The organism is Paraclostridium dentum (assembly GCF_048568265.1).
Lineage (GTDB): Bacteria > Bacillota > Clostridia > Peptostreptococcales > Peptostreptococcaceae > Paraclostridium > Paraclostridium dentum.
In genome coordinates, this window is record NZ_CP183813.1 from 1,800,857 (window position 1) to 1,822,597 (window position 21,741).

Genomic DNA, 21,741 nt, shown 5'->3' on the forward strand with positions numbered 1-21,741 from the left:
TCTATTAAATTTAATAGAGCTTTTTTAATTACTTTATTATTTATCTAAATAAATTGGTGGATATTTTACGTTTTTAAGTTCATCATGCTTTACTAATTCATGACCGTCACTTAAGTCATGTATCTGAAATAGTACTTTGTTTATGTATAAAGCATAGTAATCATCACTATAAAAATATTGATATTTATAATTAGGATCATTTTTATAAAATACATTGTAAAGAATTCCATCATAACTTGCTATTTTTGCTTTTTCTTTCGTAATTTTATTTATATCATCTTTTGAAACCCCCTGCGCTTCCATATATTTATTAATATATTTTTCTGCTTCACTCCAAGGCTTAAAGTTATTATTATATATGTAAAACCCTGTTAATCCTATAATTGATAATAAAAAAATAGCCATATATTTTTTCATATAGACCTCCTTATTTTAATAAAAGTTCCCTTATTTAAATTCAATATAATTAACTTTAAATATGTTATAAGTTTTCTAATATACTACGACTTTGAGATATCAAAGTCATAGTTACATCTCAATCGTAAAGTTTTAATGTATTTTCCAGATTTATTAACTTTAACAACTTGAACCGGTATAACATCCTTATAAGGAAGTTCTACAAGACGATCTTCTTCATTAAATGTTTTTTCAACTTTATCAAAGAATTCTTTCTCTGTTAATTTAGTATTAGTTAACGACTTAAATACCTTGTATGTAGCTTTAATATATTTATCATTTTCGTCTAATTTCTTATTTTCAGGATATTCTTTAACCCAAAAAATATCTATTGTAGACTTTCCTTTTTTATAGTCTTCATTCATAGAGTAATATAGACTTTGAATAGATTTTGTAGGAGGACTTTCAAATCCTCCTAGCGATAATACGAAACTACCATCTGGATTAGAATCAGCAACACTAAGTCCACTATCTGTTATAGATTTTGAGATCTTTTTAGATAAACCTTGTTTAACTTCATATAATCCATCTCTGGTGTTAGTTTTTTTTGAATAAGTTTCAAAAAGTTTAATAGTTTCATTTTCTTTATTTTTTTGATTTTCAACTTTAATTGAGTTTTTTGATGAATCATTAGAGTGCATGCATCCTACCATCAAACATGTGCTTAAACTTGCAACTAATATCATCGATAATATAGATTTTTTTATTTTCATATGAGTCCTTCCTCCATTATATTTGCGCTTCTCAAATAATTATTAATTCGTATTCCATTGCTCGAAATGTTATTTTTTACTTTTCCCAAATTTTTGATATAACTATACTTCATAAGTTATCCCCAAATATTAATTAATCATAAACTTCTTGAACATAAAAAAGGACGTTACCTTCTGTTAAAAGATAACATCCTCTTTTTTAATCATCAATATATATGGCCCAACTAGTAGGTTAATCGACCCAACTGTCAGTATTTTGATTAAGTGGTATGTATATATTTATCATAAATTTATTTTTTTCATCTTCAAATAATATTTCTCCATTGTATTTTTCTAAAGATGATTTAACGCTTTGAATTCCAATTCCATGCATAAATTTATCTATTTTATCAGTTAATAATATATCTTTATAAATTTTAACACTATTAACTTTACTATTTTCACATTTAATTATAAAAAATGATTTTATTATAGTTCCTTTAATTCTAATATACTTATCAATCTTTTCATCAATTATTTTATCACATGCTTCTATTGCATTATCTAAAATGTTATCAAATATGCTAGATACATCTATCGGTTTTATAAAGTCAACTTTGGAAAAGTTTATATCACAAGTAAAGTTAATTCCTTTCTTTTTACATGATTTACTTTTTTCATTTATTATAATATCAAGTATCATGTTACCTGTATTATAAATACATTTAAACTCTTTGATTTCATCTTTTAAATTATTAATATACTCATCAACTTCCGAGCTATTATTTTTAAGATTATCTATACAACAAATATGATTATTTATATCATGATAAAGTTTTTTAACATTCATATGCGATTCTTGAATGCTCAAATAATATTTATATTGCATATCTAACTTATTTTGCATTAGCTCATTCTGAGATTTTAATTTATTTTCTTTTATAGTTCTTCTAAATATTATTATTATAATTATGCTACTAGCTATTACTAATTTTGGAGTAACCATTTGATCAAAATAATGCCATTCATCTTGGAGTACCGGTAATGACATCCTCCATTCAAACAACATCTTATTTAGATTATAATAATTTCCTATCGGATAAACTCCCATTGTATATCTTCCAACTATATTAATAATATTAGCCATTAATGCAATAAGTAAATATATATAATTTCTTTTTTCACTATTAAACAACTTTAACTTATTGTTGATAAATACAAGTATAGCGAAGGTAAATATTACCAGTATATACGAACATATTTGAACTTTGATCCCATCACCATAAGATACTAAAAGTGCTTGTTCAGATGATATAGAACTTCCAGTAAATCCAATGAATAATATTCTATATATAACTTCTTCGTATAAATCGTAATATACATTAAATAAATAAAATAAAACTACATATTTAACGTATCTTATATTGTAAAAATAATTAAAATATATAGCAAAAGCAATAAATACTATAAAGTCAGTTAAATAATTTATACTAATAGTGTAATTTTTAAATCCATTTATTAGAGATAAGAAATAAATTAATGCTACTAAAATGTAAAATACAATTTTATGATTTTTATTTCCTTCTTTTTTACAAGTTATTAACACTTTAAATATAGTAAATCGTAAAAGTATTGATAACCCTAATATTATGAAAGGTGTAAATTTCAACATATGGAATCACCAAGAAATTTTAGGAATTTAGTTTTAACATCTTTATATCTATATCTACTAACAGGTATTTCTTCTCCACTTTCCAATATTGCAATATTTGACTTTATATTTTCTACATAATTTAGATTAACTATAAAGCTCTTATGACATCTTACAAATTGATCTAAATTTAAATCTTTTTCTATTTTTTCTAAACTGTATCTTACTTCGAAATCTTTGTTTATAGTATGTATTAGCATGTCCTTTTTTTGGACTTCTATATAAGTTATTTCATTTGAATTAATCTTATATGTGTTAGCCTTGTTCTTTATTAATATATAATTTTTTTTATTTAATTTAATGTCTTTAATACAGGTTAACAAGTGTTTTTTTAACTCTTCTAAGTTTATAGGTTTCAACAAGTATCTGTAAGCTTTTACCTCATATCCCTCTTGTACATAATCTATTAAAGATGTTATAAATATTATCTCCATTTTACTTCCTGATTGTCTAATTTTTCTTGCAACATCCATCCCATTAATATTATCCATTTTTATATCTAAAAGCAAGATATCTACATCTTTTAAATTAGCTTCTAATAGTTCTTCTCCTGAGCAATATTTACTTACTTCATATTCTATATATTCTTCATCTAATATATTTTTAATGTAGTTTTCTATTAAAAGTCTCACCTCTATTTCATCTTCACAAATTGTTATTTTAATTATAATCCCCTCCCCCTATAAATTTATCTATTAAGTATTTTACCTCATATTAAAAGTCTTTTTAAATAAAATTAAGTCTACTATTAAAATAACGATTAGGTACATACTTACTGCTAATCCCCCTATAAACGAAATAAGTAAATGAATACCTGCCATAATAAGTATTAAAAACATCATTAAGTAATTCTCTACTATTCCTTCATTTTTTTTAAGAACATTAATTGGTCGAGAAAAAGGCATATCTTTATCGAGTGTTTTAAATGTGATTATCATGATAAATACTCCAACTAAAAATGTAATTATTATATGTGGTATTATACTAAATTTATAAAAATATACAAAGACTATCGATTGAATTAAATAAAGCGGAAGTATTAAATTAATCAAACAGGCTTTAACAGATGCCTTATGTACATTCATTTTATTTTTTATATTTACTGTTTTATATATGTATGATGCTTTATAGTTTTTAGAATATTTTAGAACTATCATTATTTTAGGAATTATCATTAAAGAAAAATATAAAAACATATACATGTATGAACTTATGTATTTTTCATTTTTATCAAAGATCATATATATAGGATATACATAGTAAAGTCCAATAGTTGGATAGACTTTATTTTTAAAATCTCTATCCTTTTTCATTATATTAGAAATAAAGTTGAAAAATATTCTCTCTTCTTTATCTTTACATATAATCTTGCTTAGTGTCATTGTAACATTATACTTTTTTATATTTTTACTATAGCTTTCATCACTAAGCTTTTGAAGTTTGTTTTCAAATAATGGGGTAAATCTTATATATATTAAAATTGATATTATAGGTATAACCAAAGCTAAAAAAGAAAGTATACCCAATGTTCTATTTATAGTTCCTGTTGTTATTATTTCAAATGGAGCTGCAAACCAAAAAGGTGGTAAAATATAACTTGCTATCCCTAAGTCAACATTATTGAATATATTCATGCTTTGCGATATATTAATTACAAATATATATGCAATGCTAAACACCATTGTAACTACAATCTGTATAATGCTAATTACATCTTTAAGCCTTTCTCCCTTGAATAGTTTTAATATAAGCAAATAAACTAATCCAGATATAATTACCATAAAAATATCTATAAGTAATATTTCTATTAAAAATACCAAAGAAAAAATTACCCCATACTTTATTGATGCAATTATTGCAAATCCACTTAATGACATACTTATACTTATCATATATATTAAAATATGAGTTATTTTAGATGCATTTAATGTTTTTAGACTTATACCTTTTGTAGCTAATATCCCTTTATCTTTTATATCTAGTATTACAGATGAAAAATCTGATATAAATGTTGTAATCATAAAAAACATAAACATAGAAAAGTATAAAGCCATAGCTGTGAATATATTTTGACTATTTATTATAATAATCATCATACATAATCCAATAATTGCATATACTATTTGCATTATTTTATATTGATTTGAAGATTCTTGATATTGATTATTATTTAACAAATTAGATGTTTTCCTGGAATCTATAGTTAACTTTGTACTTAGTATTAGTCTCATATCATCATAATTAACTCCTAATTTTTCATATAAAAATCTAAATTTATCAAGTATCTTTAGAGAAATAAAATTTTGCATACCCTACACCTCTTTTAATATAGATATAAATTTTTCGGCAAGTTCTTTATGTTGACTAAAGCCTGTAAGTTGATTAAATATTTGTTCTAGAGATTCTTCATGTACACGTTCTTTTAAGTCATTAAAGTTACCATCTGCAACTATTTCTCCATTATTTAATAGCACTATTCTGTCACTTATTTTTTCTACAACTTCCATAATATGTGATGAGTAAAAAATTGTCTTACCTTCTTTTTTTAAGCTTATCATAATTTCTTTTATTATCATTACACTATTTGCATCTAAACCACTTAGCGGTTCATCTAAAAATAGTATATCTGGATTGTGTATTAAACTTGAGATTATAACTACCTTTTGCTTCATCCCTTTTGAAAAAGATCCAATTCGTGAGTTATATGCATCTTGTATTCCTAAGACATCCATCAGTTCATAAGCTTTTTTATCTGCAGTATCGTATTCTAACCCATAAAGCTGTCCTGTAAATGTTAAGTACTCTCTCGCAGTTAAACATTCATACACTTCTGCCATCTCTGGTACATAGCCTATACTTTTTTTATACTTTTCATCTCCAATTGATATGTCTTCTCCAAAAACCTCAACTACACCTGTATAACCCTCAACTAGTCCTAAAATTATTTTGACAGTTGTACTTTTACCAGCTCCATTTGGACCTATATATCCTACGATACTCCCCTTATCTATTTCTAAATCTATACCTTTTAGAACTTCTTTCCCTTCGAAGTTTATTTTCAAATTTTTTATAAATATTGCCTTATCCATAACTGCTCCCCTTATTACTTTCTATTTTACATATTTTTCCAAATTATACCATATAGATTATTTTCATTCAAATTTCAAAATTGTTTCTTTTTAGATGGTCTTTTCAATTAGTAATTGAAATTGATCACATTAAAAAGAGATATTAGACTATATTTCTAATACCTCTTAATCAAATTTATAATATATATTACTACAAATATCTCTTTACTTCATCCCAGGTAGGTATAGACTCCAAAGCCCCTAACTTAGTTGTAGTGATACCGCCAACTAAGTTAGCATATTTCACAATTTCTTCAATATTTTTACTTGGTTCATTTAGTATTTGAGCCAAAACAGCTCCAATAAATGCATCTCCTGCGCCTGTAGCATCTTTCATTTCTAGTTGTTTTGTTTTTATCGATACTTTCTTTTCTTTAGTTACCAGCATAGACCCCTCTTTACCTAAGGTAATAACAAGATTCTTACATCCCAAATTTATGAGATAATCAGCAGCTCCTTCAATATTGTCTTTATTACTAATTAAATAAGCTTCTTCTTCACTTAATTTAACTATATCACTACCTTTGATAAAATCTTTGCAACAATTTATAAACATCTCTTTGTCATTTTTAAATAAGCTATCTCTATAGTTTGCATCAAAAGATATTAATTTATTATTATTTAAAGCATACTCTTTTAATTTATAATAAGTATTTTTTAGTTCTCCCTCTAAAAACGCTGTTGCACTTCCAAAATGGAATAAATCAAATTTGGCCAAATCACTTTTTATCATTTCAAAAGATAAAAATTCATCTGCACCTCTTGCAAATTCAAAGTCACGATCTCCATCTTCCTTTAATGATACAAATGCAAAAGTAGTATTCCTATCTTTTAATTTAAACATTAAATTCGTATTTATGTTATTTTTATTAAAAGTATCTTCTAAAAATCTACCAAAAGCATCATCGCCAACAGTTCCACAAAAATAAGCTTGAGCACCTAATTTTGATATTGCTGCTGCAACATTAGCAGGAGCTCCCCCTGCTTTTTTTATAAAACCTGAAGTATCAATTAAATTTTTACCTGTGTCTATAGATATAAAATCTATAAGTGCTTCTCCTATACAAATTACTTTTTTCATTTTCTATCTCCTTCAACATTTAATTCCTAACTTTTCATCTAGTTTTAAGCTCTTCAACTATATCGTTATACGTAGATTTATTTAACTTATATGCTAACAATACAATACCTGTGATAATCCACATTACACCTGGTATAGTTGTAAATGAATGTTTCATAATTGCTAGTACTACTTTATTTTGAGGTTGATTTGCAACATATCCAAATGCACCTAGTGATAAAGCTAATACAGATGTACCTAAAGCCATACCTATTTTATTTCCTAGTGAAATAAATGCATATTGAAAACCATCGTTTCTTATACCTGTTTTCCACTCACCATACTCAACACAATCTGGAATAATCGCATATATAGCAGTATTGAATCCTGAAAAGAAAAATTGAGCTAACCCCGATAATATGTAAAATATTATTGGTGATGTGCCTATGCTAAATTTATAAAGAATTATCATAGATATACCTGTGCAAATTGCAAAAATTGATGCCGCTCTCCCCTTATTTTTTGTCCATTTAAATAATAAAGGAAAACATGCTGCCCCTATTATAGATGGAATCATAATAACTAATGAATATGTGCTAAATAATTTAACGTTACCTTCTACATAAGTAAAATAATACAATGCATTTGCATTTCTTCCATATAGCGTTAATCCAAATAATAATTGACCAATAAATGCTAATATGTAAGGTTTATTTTGTAGAATTGCCTTAAGCTCAACTTTTAGAGATAGTTTTTGTTTTTGAGGAACCGCTACCACTTCTTTAGTTTTTGCAAAGCAGAATATATGACATAAGGCAAATATAATTCCATATACTATAGCAACTAATAAATAACCTTTTTGAGCATTTCCATTACCTAAATTATCTATCAATGGTACTGTAATAATATTTATAATGCTTATAGCTATCATGGCACTAACTGAACGTGATGTATTTATCTTAGCTCTTTCTTCTATATCTTGAGTCATAGCTCCACATAATGTACCATAAGGAATATTAACACAAGTGTATCCCAATACAAGAATGCAATAAGTTATTACCATATAAACTATCTTTGAGGTATCGCTCCAATCAGGATGTCCCCAAAATGTTAATACTAATACAATTGATGTTAAAGGTGCTGCAATTAATAACCATGGACGATATCTACCCCATCTTGTATTTGTTCTATCACTCAAACTTCCAATAATAGGATCATTTATAGCATCCCAAAATCTTGAAAATAGCATAAGCATAGATACAGCTGCCATACTTATCCCAAACACATCAGTATAAAAAATCATTAAAAAATTTCCTACAAACATCCAACTAAAATTACAACCTACATCTCCCATACCATAAGCAATTTTACTTATTAAAGGTACTTTGTCACTTGTACTTTTATTCTTATTTACATCTGATATTGTGTTTTCAATCATGTTATCTCCCCTTATTTAATTAAGTAATTTACTATGAATCTCTTATATTTTAATAACAGCCTTTACTATGTCACTTTTATTATTTACGCTGTAATCCATAGCTTTTTGAACTTCATCTAAAATAAATTCATCTGTTACTATTCCCTTTAAATTAACCTTTCCGTTTGCAACAGCTTCTATTGCCATTGGGTAAATATGGCGATATCTAAATACGGTTTTAAATGTAAGTTCTTTATCTAATACTAAACTCATAGGTAATGTCATTTCCCCTGTTTTACTATATCCAACTAACACTACATTAGTACCTTTTTTAGCCATATTTATACATTGAATAGTAGTTATTTCAGCACCTGCAGTTTCTATAGCTAAATCACAACCTTTGCCATCTGTTAATTTCATTATCATTTCTACAGGATCTGTTTCTTTAGAATTAATAACACCTGTTGCACCTAATTCTAAGGCTTTTTCTAATCTTTTTTCCATAATATCGACTACATATACATTAGAAACTCCCATAGCTTTTAATGCCATCATCGTTACAAGTCCTATACATCCAGACCCCATTACAACTGCTGTTTGACCAGCTTGAGCTTGTCCTTGAATCGCTGCATGAAAACCTACAGCTAAAGGTTCAATTAATGATCCTTCAATTGTGCTAACGTTTTCCGGAAGCTTAAAACATAAATCAGCTTCATGACATACATACTCTTGGAAAACCCCATCTACTGGTGGTGTAGCAAAGAATATTACATCTGGACAGAGATTATATCTTCCTGTTTTACAAAATTCACAGTGCCCACATGTTTTTCCTGGCTCAAGCGCTACTTTATCTCCAACACTTAGGTATTTTACATCTTCACCTACTTTAACTACAACGCCTCCTGGCTCATGACCTAGTACAAATGGTGGTTCTACAATATAGTCTCCTATACGACCTGTCTCGTAATAATGAAGATCTGATCCGCAAATACCTACATATTCTAATTTAACAAGAACCTCATTAGCTTTTGGTTGTGGTACTTCTTTTTCTATAAATCCCATTTTACCTATTCCATTCATTACTGCAACTTTCATTTTATTTTTCATCTGTACTCCCCTTAATATGTAATTACTTTTATAAAACATTTTATAAAAGTAATTACATTATGTCATATCTATTACTAAAAATCAATATTTTGCTAAAATTTTTTCCAAAACAAAAAATTACTATATGATAAGAATAATTTAACTTATCATATAGTAATTTTAATTTTATATTAGCGAATCAAAGAAATTATCTATAAACTTTATACCAGCACCTACTGCTGAGGCTTCTTTTTTATATTTAGCAGCACTTACATAAGAAGTATCAATCTCAAAACTATTGTATTTAGATATACTTTTATTAATATCTAAAATATAATTTTCTAGATAACCACCTACATATCCACCTAAAATTATATGGCAATCAAATACCATCCTTAAGTTAGTAACTACTATAGCAAGATTATCTAAATACTCATTCCATATACTTAAATATTTTTCATTTCCGTTTTCTAATTCTTTAAAAAATAAATCTAAATCATAATCTGAATTCTGAGATAATACATTTGCAGAACAATAAGCATCTACACATCCATTCTTACCACAATAACATGACTTACCATCTGGTCTAATTATTATATGTCCAAACTCTGCACTTTTTAAGTTATCACCCATATAAATACTATTATTCATATAGATAGCCCCTCCTACAGTATTGCTAAGAGATAAATATATACACTGCTTATTATTTAAGGTAATTTCAGCATATGCAGCGCTATTTGCATCATTTTTAAAACATGTATCATATTTTATAAACTGTATAAAGTTTTTTAAACTTATATTACTTAACTTTAGCGTATGAGAACGAGTTAGTATTAAGTTATCCTCATCTACAATTCCTGGTATAGATATACCTACACCTAATATTTTATCTATATCTACATTAGATTCTTTAATAAAATTATCTACTAATCTACCCAATGTTTCATAGTAATCTAGTGAGTCTTCATACCTACATCTAATTCTTTCTTTTTTTATCATATTCCCTTTTAGATTTAATAATACAAAGCTTATATGATTATTCGTTATGTCTACTCCTATTGAGTATTTAATATTTTCAGAAATAGAAAGTGCTTTTGCCTTTCTACCTCCAGTAGATTGATATTTCCCAACCTCAACAACAATTCCAGTCTCAATTAATTCTTTTATATTTTGTAAAACAGTAGGCATACTAAGGCCTAGCAATTTGCAAATTTCTTGTTTTGAGGTTTCATTTTGTTTATATATAAATTTAGCTATTTTAGCTTTATTTGACATTTTATAGTCTTCAATATTACTTTTCTTAATCATAAAATTCTCCCTTTGTTTTATAAAAACTTTTATAAAACTAATTATAGATTAAAGTGTATATATAATCAATAAAGCAAAATAAATTGTCGTCCTTCTTTAAGAAGAATATAATTGTAAAAATATGCTTTTGAGCATTTGAACAGAGATAAGGTGTATTCCATCATTAAGGCAGATGATTCTAATATCAACACTTATTTAAAACAGAGCCTATTATAAAAATAAATCAGTATAAAATATATAGATTTGTTGCTATGATATAATCCACATGTAAATAAAAATGTATTGACTATTTAGCCAATACATCTTTATGGGGTCTCAATTGTGGAGTATATTTTTAAGTTTTCACAGTTTAATACATCGCTTACAATATCTTTATAAAAATCACGCTCATGACATACTAAAATCAAACTTCCTTTATACTCTTTTAATGCTCTTTTAAGTTCATTTTTTGCATCTATATCTAAATGATTTGTTGGTTCATCTAAAATTAATATGTTACTTGACCTATTCATAAGTTTACATAGTCTAATCTTTGATTGCTCTCCTCCGCTTAGTATACTTATTTTACTATCTATATGCTCGTTAGTTAGCCCACATCTGGCTAGCATACTTCTAATTTCATATCTATTGCACTTATAAAATTCATTCCATATTTCTTCCAAAGCAGTATTGTCATTTTCTATTTTTATTTCTTGTTCAAAATATCCTATTTCTTGATGTTCTCCAATTTTTATATTTCCACTTATAGGTATCTTAATTCCAATTAGACTTTTTAATAATGTTGTCTTTCCTATTCCATTTGAACCAATTATAGCTATCTTTTGGCCTCTTTCCATTTTTATATTTATAGGCCTACTTAACGGCTTATCGTACCCTATAATTAAATCTTTTGTCTCAAATATAAGCTTTCCTGATTCCTTAGATTCCATAAATTTAAATTTTGGCTTTGGCTTATGTTTTGCTATTTCTATTCTATCAATTTTATCTAGTTTTTTTTGTCTAGACTTTGCCATGCCACTTGTTGATGCCCTTGATTTATTTTTTGCAATATATTTTTCAAGCTTAGAAATTTCCTCTTGCTGTCTATTGTAAGCGCCCCTTAATTGAAGTTTATTGGCTTCATATACCTTCATAAAACTTTTATAATTACCTACATATCTTGTTAGTGATTTATTTTCAAGATGACATATTATATTTACAACACTATTTAAAAAATCTAAATCATGAGATATTAATATAAATGCATTTTCATAAGATTGTAGATATTTTTTTAACCATTCTATATGCTTTTCATCTAAATAGTTTGTAGGTTCATCTAATAGTAATATATCTGGCTTCTCTAAAAGTAATTTTGCTAATAATACTTTCGTTCTTTGACCTCCACTTAATTTTGAAACATCTTTGTCTAAGCCAATATCTCTAAGGCCTAAACCAAGTGCTACTGATTCTACTTTTGAATCTATACTATAAAATTCATTCTTAATTAAAATTTCTTGTAGATCATTAGTTTTTTCAATAGCTTTCGTAATTTCTCCCATATCCATTGAAGCCATTTGATTATATATATTATTAAGTTTACATTCCATATCAAATAGATTATGAAATGCTTCCTTTAAAGTATCTCTTATAGATTTTCCTTCTTTAAGATGAGTGTGTTGGTCTAAATATCCAACATTTATTTTGCTACTCCAATGTATATTTCCACTATCAGGTATTATTTTATTGGTGATTATATTCATAAAAGTTGACTTACCTTCACCATTTGCTCCCACAAGTCCTACATGTTCTCCTTTTAATAATCTAAAATCTATACCTTTAAATATATCTCTATCTCCAAACCCATGGCTAATATTTTCAACTGTTAAAATGCTCATTTTCATTCCTCGTTTCTTGCATTAATTTTCATATTAAAATCATAACATTTTAAAATATAGTAACCAAGTTTATAAATACTTCTGTAATAATATAGACTTTTTAAGTTATACAAATAGAAAGTGTCTCAAATAATTATAAACATCATTTGAAACACTTTCTATTTATATAATTTGTTTTTCTTGTCTAATAATTCTTCTAATACTATTTTCAGTAAGGTAGTATTGCTTAGTAAGTTCTTTAATAGATATACCTTCTTTATGCTTGTTAAAAATCTCTATATTTCTTTTCTTTAAATTATTCTTACTTCCACTATTTTCTCCCCAAGATTTTTTATTACTAGGCTTTCTAGGTATATATAAATATCCACCATCTATATATTCTTGAATTAATTCAATAACATCTTCAGGTAATATATTTTGTGCTTTTTCGTATTTCATGATTCTCGCTCCTATTTACTTTTTAGTTCGTAAATAATTAAGCAAAGACTGCACAAAACAACTTAACCGAATTTAATCTCGGCTCCGAACAAAGTTTAGTTCTGTATATATATTACAGTCTTTGCGCAGAGCCAGGAGCAATAACTAGTACTGGTTTATTTTGCATAAGATAACACCCCTTTATATTAATTTATATTTTTATATTATGCATAGAATACATCACATAAATTATATCATCTGTATTGATAGTATTCAAAGGTCATAAATAATTCTGTATTAAATTTGACCAAGACTGTATTATAAACAAAAGAAAAGCACTGATCTAAAGCCTAAGTCTTAAAATCAGTGCTTCTTAGAAAATTAATCTACTAACTTCCAAAATCCTGTTTTAGGTGTTACAAATAATTCATTCCCATCAAACTCTTTATATTCAGTGCATCCTCTTTTTAATATTTTTTGTACTATAAAACTAGATTCAGCCATTCCCGAATGTATCAACATTTTTGCTAATTTTCCAAATCTCATCTCTCCATTTTCTTCTAATATATCTATTATCTTAGCTTGAATTTCCTGTATTTGCTGTTTAGTATACTCCATGGTCTATCTCCTTTAATCTTATCTTTATATATATATTAACAAAATACCTATACAAATTAAAGTTTAAAGTTCTAACTAATCCCGACCTACTAGAAAGTTCTCTAAATTCCTAATCTTTTGAGTCACCTATATTATAAACTGGAATATTTAAATTTTTGGAATCTGAATAAACAAATAAATTTAAATAAATTTATAGGGAGTCGTAAATACGCCTCCCCTTCTCTTTCTGTTATTTTAGTATATACACTTTAACTATTATCTAATTTTTTCTATACTTTTTACTTTTCCATCGCCTATAGTTACAACTATATCAGCCATTTTTGCTATTTTTTCATCATGAGTTATCATGACTAAAGTTTGATTAAATTCCTTTACACTCATGCAAAGCATGTCCATAACTTCTTTACTAGTTTTACTATCTAAGTTTCCTGTAGGTTCATCCGCAAATATTATAGAAGGTTTGTTCGCAAGTGCTCTAGCTATTGCTACTCTTTGTTGTTGACCTCCTGAAAGTTCATTTGGAAATTTATTAATTTGACTTGAAATACCTAACTTTTTTATTAAAGTATTTATGTAATCTTTGTCTTCTTTTTTTCCATCTACAGATACCGTAAGAACTATATTGTCATAAACGTTTATAACTGGTATTAGATTAAAGCTTTGAAATATAAATCCAAATTCTTCTCTTCTTATCTTTGATAGTTTATCATCTGATAACTTAGATATATCTTCTCCATCTAATATAACTTCTCCACTTGTTATACTATCAAGACCAGCTATACAATGAAGTATAGTACTTTTACCACTTCCACTAGGACCTATTATTGCTGTAAATTTTCCTTTTTCAACAGATATGTTAATATTTTTTAATGCCTCTAATTTATTCTCCCCTTTACCATAAGTCTTACTTAAATTTATTATATCTACTATACTCATCTCAACCTCACCTCTACTCTTCATTTCTAAGACCTTCTACTATACTTAATTTTGAAACTCTATTGTTTGCTAAATATCCAGCAACTACACATATAAGTATTGCTGCTACCCCAAACTGAAGTATTTCTACTGCAGGAATATTAAATTCATATGCTTGTTTAATTCCTAACCCTTTAGAAAAAGTTTCATTTGCTCTTTGCATGTTTTTATAAGTATCATAGCTAGAAAATATTCCCGCTATAATTGAACTCAAAATTCCATATATAATGCTTTCTTTTAGTATCATTTTCTTAATATTTTTCATACTCATTCCAATAGATCTTAGTGTTGAAATTTCTTTAACTCTAATCATTATGCTTGTAGTAACTATACAAACTATATTTATAGATGATATAACCATTGTAAGTACTACACTCACCAATACCTCTTTTTTAAGTTTTTCATTTCCTTCAGTAGATATCTTTCTATTTTCATACTTACTTTCCATTTCTTTAAATCTATTTTCATTTATTATTTCTTTTACATTTGAAACTACTACTTCTTCTTTATCCTTTTGCAATTTTATATATATATTATTAAAACCTTTTTTACCTGTTATCTGCTTAAAACTATTTTTATCTAATATAACTTGGAAATTTGAGTCTTTTCCTCCTTCAGCGTTTAAAACATAGTCAGGTTTTAATAATCCTACAACTTTAATTTTTTGATTAACATATTTTACTTCTTCACCATTAATTAAGGGAATTCTAGCTTCAATAATATCTCCTACTTTTAATTTTTTTAATGTACTTAAATCAGTTGATATAGCTTCCCCTGAGTAAAAGTAGTTAGATACTATTGCATTTTTTATATCACCGTCTTCCCTTAGGTTATCTATTCTTCCATCCTCTAGGTATTTTTCTAGTTTTTTAAGAGTACTTTTATCATATCCTTTTATAGCTATTCCTATTTCTAAGTTTGATTCATCCTTATCTAGAGAATTATATTGTTTGTAATAGTCGCTTATATTTTCTTTATTTGAATTTAAGTATCCTGTAACATTCATACTCCTAGTTAAATTGCTAACTCCATCTATATCAGATATCTTACTTACCTCATCATCTGTGTATTCATTAAAATATTCACTTGAGTTGTTATAATTGTGACTAAGTATTATGTCACTTTCTCCCATTTCTGAAATAATTGGGCTAAGACTATCTACATTCTTATCATATTGTCTAAATGCAACCATATTAGTTATAAACAAGAAACCTGTCATACTTATTGAAAATATTGATAAAATTGTTCTTGTTTTGTATCTCCATATATTTTTGTATGCCATATACCCTGTAATTCCAAATACTTTTCTTATGAACTTATGATAAAATTTATCTTTTTTTACTGACTTTGAACTATTAGTACTTCTAATAGCTTCTATTGGGGATATCTTTCCACACTTATAAATAATAAAAATACTAGATATAGCTACTGAGATCACTGCCATACTTAAAGGCTCTATTATACTTCCTTTACTTATATAAACACTTATAGGTTCATTGTATATACTTCTAAGACCTACATACGATGCTAGTGTTCCAAGTAAAAAGCCTACCGCTAGTCCAATAATTAACACTAAAAAACTTTGAATACATATCATGAACCTTACATTTTTTTTAGTCATACCTATTGATCTTAACATTCCTATTTGTCTCGTCATATCTATTAAGATAATATTAAATATGTTGTATATGACTAGCGTCGCTGCAACCATAGGAATCAACTTATTAGTAAGCTTAATATCTTCACCTCTACACATCTCATAATTTTGTATAGCTTCATTTAGTTGCACATTTATCATGAAATTTTCGTCATCTAATTTATATTTGGCTATTACTTTATCTGCCATATCTATACTAGTGATAAATTTAAGTACCCCTGAATGACTTATTAGTTTTTTAGGTAAAATACTTTGATTTTCTGTGTATTTAGTAAAAGCTTTAACTTTATAGTATAAATTTTCATCATAAAATCCATCTGGCTTTTTCAATATTCCAACTAACTTAAATGACTTCTCTTTACTATAAATCTGATTTTGATTATTTTCATCTATATAATTTTTAATAATATTAAAATCAATACTTTGCCCTAAATCATCGCTTAACCCCATCTCTTTAAGCGCTTTCTCTTCTACTATTATTTCATTTTCATTTTTAGGTTCATGCCCTTTTATAAACTTATAACCATACGAATCTATAAAACCGTTACTATAAGAGTTTAAACTTATAGATACTCCTTTATTACTTACTGCATTACCTAGGTTTATAACATCATTGATAATTTTTATATTCTTATCATTTTTTAATCGATCTACAGTTTCTAAATTAATATTGCTGTACTCTACATGATAATCACTAAAGTTTTTATACGCTTCTTTTATATCATGTTTATTCTTAGATTCTGGAACTACATTAAGTGCAAATACTAATATAACAGCTAATGCAATACTAGTTATTAATGATAAAGTTCTCCCCTTTTGCTTTTTTAAGTATGCTATAGCTAATCTAAAACTTACTCTCATCATTTCCCTCCCGTTTTTCATATGTAATTGTTTCGAGGGCACATAAAAAAATGTTACCTTCTTTATCATCAAAGGTAACATTTCTAAAATTCGTATTCAATATAAGTCCGACAAGTGGTATTTTTTTACCGACAACTATCATGTTAATCGAATATGTTTATTAAATTTTTAATCGAACGGTATATGAATACTAGTTATAAATTTAAACTCATTATTCTTAATTTTTAATTCTCCATTATACTTTTTTATTGAAGATTTTATACTATCCAAACCTATTCCATGAAGAAATTTATCTTTTTTAGAAGTTAAAATCTTATTATTTTTAATTATTACTTTATTTGTTTTGCTGTTTTCACATCTTACTACATAATAGCTCTTTATAAAAGTGCCTTTTATAGTTATATATTTTTCTATATTATTATCATCAATTTTATTACATGCTTCTATTGCGTTATCGATCAAATTTGAAAATATACTACTTATGTCAATCATATCTATGAATTCACATTTACTAAAATCTATGCCTACACTAAAATCTATATTATTTTTTATACAGTCTTTACTTTTTTCATATAATATAATATCTAATAAAGCATTTCCTGTATTATAAACATTTTTATTATTTTTCACTTCATCTTCGATATTGTTAATATATTCATTTACGTCTTCACTACTATTTTTTAGTGATCTTATGTTTTCCATATGATTATTCATATCATGGTATACTTGTTTCATTTTTTCTTGTGATTCCTTAACCATTAAGTAATATTTATATTGCATATCTGATTTTTCGTTTACAATTGCTCTTTTTGCTTTTTCTTTTTCTGATTTTATAGAGTTAATAAATATAGATATCAATATTATATTTATTATGAATAAAATATAGGGGAATGTACTTTGCATAAAACCTGAAATTACAATAGTATCTAAAAGATGAGTATATTCTATATTATTCTTTACTACTATTGAATATAAATCCCCTATTTTTTCATCTGATATATTTAAAAATAAAATTATAACTACATTAACTGGTATTGTTAAAATAATACATATATAATACTTTTTATCATTATATATCTTTTGTAGTCTATCAAAAAAATAGATGCCTGTAAAAATAATAATAAAGTTTATTGCAATATCTAATATTATCATGTGAATAGCTTCATACTTAAGTGAGCACTGTAAAATCCAATATATACTACACTCTATAAAAATATAAAATAGACTATACATAAGAGAGTTAATAATAGATTCTTTCATATCAATTTTATAAGTAATTTTACATATCAATGATAAAATTGATATTATTACTATTAAAATCTGTAATACAACAACTCCAAAAGGCATACCATCTTTAATTAAAGCTATTAATAATATTAAAATTAATATAAAGCGCATATTAGTTTTGATGTTATAGGCATAACCTCTTTTATTCATCAACATAAAAAATAAAACTATAAATATAACCATATTTATCCTAGCTAGAACATAATAAAAATCTAACATAATTGCTCCTCTATCAACTCAAAGAATTTCTCTTTAGTTTCCTTAAATCTATATCTACTTACAGGTACTTCTTCACTAGTTTCAAGTATGGCAACATATTGTTTTATAGATTTTACGTGATCTAAATTAACTAAAAAACTCTTGTGGCATCTAAAGAATCTACTACAATCTATATCCTTCTCAAAATTGCTCATTGTTCCCTTTGTTTTATAAGTTTTAGTTAATGTATGTATAGTTATATTTTCTTTTTGAACTTCTATATAAGTTATTTCATTTATATCTAATTTAATTTGATTGCCATGTTCTTTTACTATAATATATTTATTTTTTATCTCTACTTCTTTAATACAGTTTATTATATTGTCTTTTAAGTTTTCATATTTTACTGGCTTTACTAAATACCTATAAGCTCTTACCTCATAGCCTTCTAGTGCATATTCTATCAACGATGTAATAAATATAATTTCTACCTTATTGTCTAAAAACCTAATTTTTCTAGCTGTATCCATCCCATTAATTTCCCCTAATTGTATATCTAGTAAAACTATATCAAAATCTTTAGAGTAATTTTCAAGTAGTTCTTCTCCTGAACTAAATATATCTAATTTATATTGTAACGAAAGACTTTTAAACACTTCATTGATATACCCTTCTAGTAACTCTTGTTGATCTTTTTCATCTTCACAAATTGCTATCCTAATCATAATACCCCCTTATGTCTTATAGAAGATTTCAACTTATCTATATACTTACACTTTAGGATAACATTTTTAAATCATTTTTATCAATACTCAAGTATAGATAGTATTACTTAAGCATAAAAAACCATACTGAATAAAATTCAGTATGGTTTTTTATGCTTAAGTAAATCTAAAGTTTTTATATACTACAATATCCTATAATTTCATAGTCCTCAGGTATATTATAATCTTTATCTATTTTATCTAAATTCCATTTTAAATCAAATAAAGTTGTTTCTATTATTAACCCGAAATACAACATAGCTATTCCAGCGTCTATACCTCTCTCGTAATTGCTAGTAAAATCACCTTTTTTAACTGCTAGTATAATTTTCCCTCCATCTATTATAAATCTCCATGGTTGTCTATTAAGAGTTGATGGTGCCATTCTAGCGTAACTAAATGCATCAAGAAGCCCTCTTTCTTCTAGCTCATCTATACTTGTATTTATTCCCCATTTATCCATATATACAATTTTTTCTACTCCTAATCTTTCTGATCCACTCTTATTTTTAATGTTTTTATCAATTCCATAACCTAACGCTATAATCGCAGTTACCTCTTTATTTGATGAAATAGATAATTTTTCTTTTATAATATCACTATCATTGAAAGTTACCCAACATGAGTCAATATCTAAATCCCTAGCTTTTAAGATTAATCTTTCTCCTATATATCCGCTATTTTCAATATATCCCTGTTTAACATCTGATAGTATAACAGCGTAAATAGGAGCTTTTATCATATGCCCATTATATCCAGCTACATTTTTTAATTTTTCATAAGTTTCCCTACTATCAAATATTTTTAATTCTATATTTACTTCAGGTAATAATCTTTTAGATTTTTTTATGTAACTTTGTATTTCATTAAAACATTCTGCTTCTATAGCTTTCTCTTTAAAATCTCTTACTGACTTTCCATCTAGTATAAGTTTTTTGTAATTCATATAGATCCCCCTTTTAAATTCATTTATATACTTATACCCACTTTCTATTTAATATAATTATTTTTTCAGAAATTTCTTAAATTAACCATTTAAATTTACTTTACTCATTAAAACATCATATCCTGTATATGCAAGTGCTAAAGTTCCTATAAGTAGTCTTTCATGTGCAAAAGGTGTTATAGTAGCATCTGCCATGTTTACACTATGACCTGTTACATTATAATTAGATATTCCTATATAAGGATGTATTGTAGGTGTTTTATGGCTTACATTTCCTATATCACTTGAACCTGTATCTTTTGCTGTATAAATATCTTTTATCCCAAGCATTCTTAAGTTTTCGCTAAAAGCCTCTGACAAATTTTTATTAGTTTTTAAATTATCATTAGGTAATTCATATCTTGTCATATCTAGGTTTGAACCCGTCATAAGAGCAGCTCCTTGTGCAATATTTTTTACTTTTACTAATACATCCTCTAGTATTTCTTTTGTAGATGCTCTAAAGTAAAATTGAGCTACAGCTTTGTCTGGGACAATATTTGCAGCTACGCCTCCATTAGTTATAATTCCATGTATTCTAACATCTGGAGTTACATGTTGTCGTAAAGCATCAATTCCATTAAATAACTGAATAACACTATTTAAAGCATTTATCCCCTCTTGCGGACAAGAAGCCGCATGTGCAGTTTTTCCTGTATAAGTAAATTGTAATGGATAAAGCGCCATAGATGTCCCACTTTCTATAGTTTTATCTGATGGATGAACCATCATTGCAACATCTAGTTCATCAAATACTCCCTGTTCTGCAAAAACAACTTTAGCTCCATTAGTTTCTTCAGCAGGAGTTCCATATACTATAATCTTACCTCCAATCTCATTTAAAACTTTACTTAGAATAATACCTGCACCTGCTGACATTGCCCCTATCATGTTATGTCCACATCCATGTCCTATTTCTGGCAATGCATCATATTCACATAAATACCCTATAGTTGGCCCTTCTTTGTTACTATCATAAGTTGCTCTAAATGCAGTTTTTATACCTAAAAATTCTGTTTCTATTTCAAAGTTATGCTCTTGTAAAAAAGAAGTCAATTTTTCTACAGCCTTGTACTCCTCATTCCCAAGCTCTGGATTATGGTATATAAAATCACTAATTTCACATAGTTCTTTATGTATTTCTTTTCCTTTTTCAAATAATATAGACTTCATATCTTACCTCCTGTTTAATTTTATATTTAATAAAATAAAAAGCCTCTTAGCAATATGCTAAGAGGCGAATTTAC

The 21,741-nt window shown here is 26.5% G+C and carries 19 protein-coding genes; all 19 read right to left on the bottom strand.

Annotated features, from left to right (window positions below; all coding sequences use genetic code 11):
• Positions 1-36: 36 nt before the first annotated feature.
• Complete coding sequence (locus ACN6I1_RS08185; protein ID WP_419741567.1) at positions 37-417, bottom strand: DUF3139 domain-containing protein; 381 nt, start codon at positions 415-417, stop codon at positions 37-39.
• An 83-nt stretch (positions 418-500) separates the two neighbouring features.
• Positions 501-1,169: a hypothetical protein gene (locus tag ACN6I1_RS08190; RefSeq protein ID WP_419741568.1), complete on the bottom strand. Its 669-nt coding sequence runs from the start codon at positions 1,167-1,169 to the stop codon at positions 501-503.
• A 232-nt stretch (positions 1,170-1,401) separates the two neighbouring features.
• Positions 1,402-2,820 carry a GHKL domain-containing protein gene (locus ACN6I1_RS08195; protein WP_419741569.1) on the bottom strand — a complete coding sequence of 473 codons (1,419 nt, stop codon included), beginning with the start codon at positions 2,818-2,820 and terminating at the stop codon, positions 1,402-1,404.
• A complete protein-coding gene (locus tag ACN6I1_RS08200) occupies positions 2,814-3,527 on the bottom strand; it encodes a LytR/AlgR family response regulator transcription factor (protein ID WP_419743301.1) in 714 nt (237 codons plus the stop codon). Before ACN6I1_RS08200 ends, ACN6I1_RS08195 begins: the two co-directional genes overlap by 7 nt.
• A 36-nt stretch (positions 3,528-3,563) precedes the next feature.
• Positions 3,564-5,168, bottom strand: a complete 1,605-nt coding sequence (locus ACN6I1_RS08205; protein ID WP_419741570.1) for a hypothetical protein — start codon at positions 5,166-5,168, stop codon at positions 3,564-3,566.
• Between the two features lie 3 nt (positions 5,169-5,171).
• Positions 5,172-5,948: an ABC transporter ATP-binding protein gene (locus tag ACN6I1_RS08210; protein WP_419741571.1), complete on the bottom strand. Its 777-nt coding sequence runs from the start codon at positions 5,946-5,948 to the stop codon at positions 5,172-5,174.
• Positions 5,949-6,138: 190 nt separating this feature from the next.
• Positions 6,139-7,068, bottom strand: coding sequence for a carbohydrate kinase family protein (locus tag ACN6I1_RS08215; protein WP_419741572.1), 930 nt, complete (start codon positions 7,066-7,068; stop codon positions 6,139-6,141).
• Between the two features lie 34 nt (positions 7,069-7,102).
• Positions 7,103-8,485 carry an MFS transporter gene (locus ACN6I1_RS08220; protein WP_419741573.1) on the bottom strand — a complete coding sequence of 461 codons (1,383 nt, stop codon included), beginning with the start codon at positions 8,483-8,485 and terminating at the stop codon, positions 7,103-7,105.
• Between the two features lie 42 nt (positions 8,486-8,527).
• Positions 8,528-9,571 (bottom strand): NAD(P)-dependent alcohol dehydrogenase, encoded by a 1,044-nt coding sequence (locus ACN6I1_RS08225; protein ID WP_419741574.1) that lies wholly within the window; start codon positions 9,569-9,571, stop codon positions 8,528-8,530.
• Between the two features lie 165 nt (positions 9,572-9,736).
• The gene (locus tag ACN6I1_RS08230) at positions 9,737-10,858 is read right to left on the bottom strand and encodes an ROK family transcriptional regulator (RefSeq protein WP_021431019.1); all 1,122 of its coding nucleotides are present in this window, start codon (positions 10,856-10,858) and stop codon (positions 9,737-9,739) included.
• Positions 10,859-11,163: 305 nt separating this feature from the next.
• Positions 11,164-12,732: an ABC-F family ATP-binding cassette domain-containing protein gene (locus tag ACN6I1_RS08235; RefSeq protein ID WP_419741575.1), complete on the bottom strand. Its 1,569-nt coding sequence runs from the start codon at positions 12,730-12,732 to the stop codon at positions 11,164-11,166.
• A gap of 162 nt (positions 12,733-12,894) precedes the next feature.
• Positions 12,895-13,170: a CD3324 family protein gene (locus ACN6I1_RS08240; RefSeq protein WP_419741576.1), complete on the bottom strand. Its 276-nt coding sequence runs from the start codon at positions 13,168-13,170 to the stop codon at positions 12,895-12,897.
• Positions 13,171-13,530: 360 nt separating this feature from the next.
• Positions 13,531-13,767, bottom strand: a complete 237-nt coding sequence (locus tag ACN6I1_RS08245; RefSeq protein WP_021431022.1) for a hypothetical protein — start codon at positions 13,765-13,767, stop codon at positions 13,531-13,533.
• 255 nt (positions 13,768-14,022) lie between these two features.
• Positions 14,023-14,703: an ABC transporter ATP-binding protein gene (locus ACN6I1_RS08250; protein ID WP_419743302.1), complete on the bottom strand. Its 681-nt coding sequence runs from the start codon at positions 14,701-14,703 to the stop codon at positions 14,023-14,025.
• A gap of 13 nt (positions 14,704-14,716) precedes the next feature.
• Positions 14,717-17,260 carry an ABC transporter permease gene (locus tag ACN6I1_RS08255; RefSeq protein ID WP_419741577.1) on the bottom strand — a complete coding sequence of 848 codons (2,544 nt, stop codon included), beginning with the start codon at positions 17,258-17,260 and terminating at the stop codon, positions 14,717-14,719.
• Between the two features lie 168 nt (positions 17,261-17,428).
• Positions 17,429-18,766 carry a GHKL domain-containing protein gene (locus ACN6I1_RS08260; protein ID WP_419741578.1) on the bottom strand — a complete coding sequence of 446 codons (1,338 nt, stop codon included), beginning with the start codon at positions 18,764-18,766 and terminating at the stop codon, positions 17,429-17,431.
• Positions 18,760-19,470 carry a LytR/AlgR family response regulator transcription factor gene (locus tag ACN6I1_RS08265; protein ID WP_419741579.1) on the bottom strand — a complete coding sequence of 237 codons (711 nt, stop codon included), beginning with the start codon at positions 19,468-19,470 and terminating at the stop codon, positions 18,760-18,762. The genes ACN6I1_RS08260 and ACN6I1_RS08265 overlap by 7 nt, the downstream gene beginning before the upstream one ends.
• A gap of 175 nt (positions 19,471-19,645) precedes the next feature.
• On the bottom strand, positions 19,646-20,455 hold the full coding sequence (locus ACN6I1_RS08270) for a nitroreductase family protein (RefSeq protein ID WP_419741580.1): 810 nt from the start codon (positions 20,453-20,455) through the stop codon (positions 19,646-19,648).
• Positions 20,456-20,536: 81 nt separating this feature from the next.
• Positions 20,537-21,667 (bottom strand): M20 family metallopeptidase, encoded by a 1,131-nt coding sequence (locus ACN6I1_RS08275; RefSeq protein ID WP_419741581.1) that lies wholly within the window; start codon positions 21,665-21,667, stop codon positions 20,537-20,539.
• Positions 21,668-21,741 lie beyond the last annotated feature (74 nt).

What these genes read in the sequence shown, in the direction of transcription:
- ACN6I1_RS08185 (WP_419741567.1), bottom strand. Translation starts at nt 417, where the DNA reads ATGAAAAAATATATGGCTATTTTTTTATTATCAATTATAGGATTAACA.
- ACN6I1_RS08190 (WP_419741568.1), bottom strand. Translation starts at nt 1,169, where the DNA reads ATGAAAATAAAAAAATCTATATTATCGATGATATTAGTTGCAAGTTTA.
- ACN6I1_RS08195 (WP_419741569.1), bottom strand. Translation starts at nt 2,820, where the DNA reads ATGTTGAAATTTACACCTTTCATAATATTAGGGTTATCAATACTTTTA.
- ACN6I1_RS08205 (WP_419741570.1), bottom strand. Translation starts at nt 5,168, where the DNA reads ATGCAAAATTTTATTTCTCTAAAGATACTTGATAAATTTAGATTTTTA.
- ACN6I1_RS08210 (WP_419741571.1), bottom strand. Translation starts at nt 5,948, where the DNA reads ATGGATAAGGCAATATTTATAAAAAATTTGAAAATAAACTTCGAAGGG.
- ACN6I1_RS08215 (WP_419741572.1), bottom strand. Translation starts at nt 7,068, where the DNA reads ATGAAAAAAGTAATTTGTATAGGAGAAGCACTTATAGATTTTATATCT.
- ACN6I1_RS08220 (WP_419741573.1), bottom strand. Translation starts at nt 8,485, where the DNA reads ATGATTGAAAACACAATATCAGATGTAAATAAGAATAAAAGTACAAGT.
- ACN6I1_RS08225 (WP_419741574.1), bottom strand. Translation starts at nt 9,571, where the DNA reads ATGAAAAATAAAATGAAAGTTGCAGTAATGAATGGAATAGGTAAAATG.
- ACN6I1_RS08230 (WP_021431019.1), bottom strand. Translation starts at nt 10,858, where the DNA reads ATGATTAAGAAAAGTAATATTGAAGACTATAAAATGTCAAATAAAGCT.
- ACN6I1_RS08235 (WP_419741575.1), bottom strand. Translation starts at nt 12,732, where the DNA reads ATGAGCATTTTAACAGTTGAAAATATTAGCCATGGGTTTGGAGATAGA.
- ACN6I1_RS08240 (WP_419741576.1), bottom strand. Translation starts at nt 13,170, where the DNA reads ATGAAATACGAAAAAGCACAAAATATATTACCTGAAGATGTTATTGAA.
- ACN6I1_RS08245 (WP_021431022.1), bottom strand. Translation starts at nt 13,767, where the DNA reads ATGGAGTATACTAAACAGCAAATACAGGAAATTCAAGCTAAGATAATA.
- ACN6I1_RS08250 (WP_419743302.1), bottom strand. Translation starts at nt 14,703, where the DNA reads ATGAGTATAGTAGATATAATAAATTTAAGTAAGACTTATGGTAAAGGG.
- ACN6I1_RS08255 (WP_419741577.1), bottom strand. Translation starts at nt 17,260, where the DNA reads ATGAGAGTAAGTTTTAGATTAGCTATAGCATACTTAAAAAAGCAAAAG.
- ACN6I1_RS08260 (WP_419741578.1), bottom strand. Translation starts at nt 18,766, where the DNA reads ATGTTAGATTTTTATTATGTTCTAGCTAGGATAAATATGGTTATATTT.
- ACN6I1_RS08265 (WP_419741579.1), bottom strand. Translation starts at nt 19,470, where the DNA reads ATGATTAGGATAGCAATTTGTGAAGATGAAAAAGATCAACAAGAGTTA.
- ACN6I1_RS08270 (WP_419741580.1), bottom strand. Translation starts at nt 20,455, where the DNA reads ATGAATTACAAAAAACTTATACTAGATGGAAAGTCAGTAAGAGATTTT.
- ACN6I1_RS08275 (WP_419741581.1), bottom strand. Translation starts at nt 21,667, where the DNA reads ATGAAGTCTATATTATTTGAAAAAGGAAAAGAAATACATAAAGAACTA.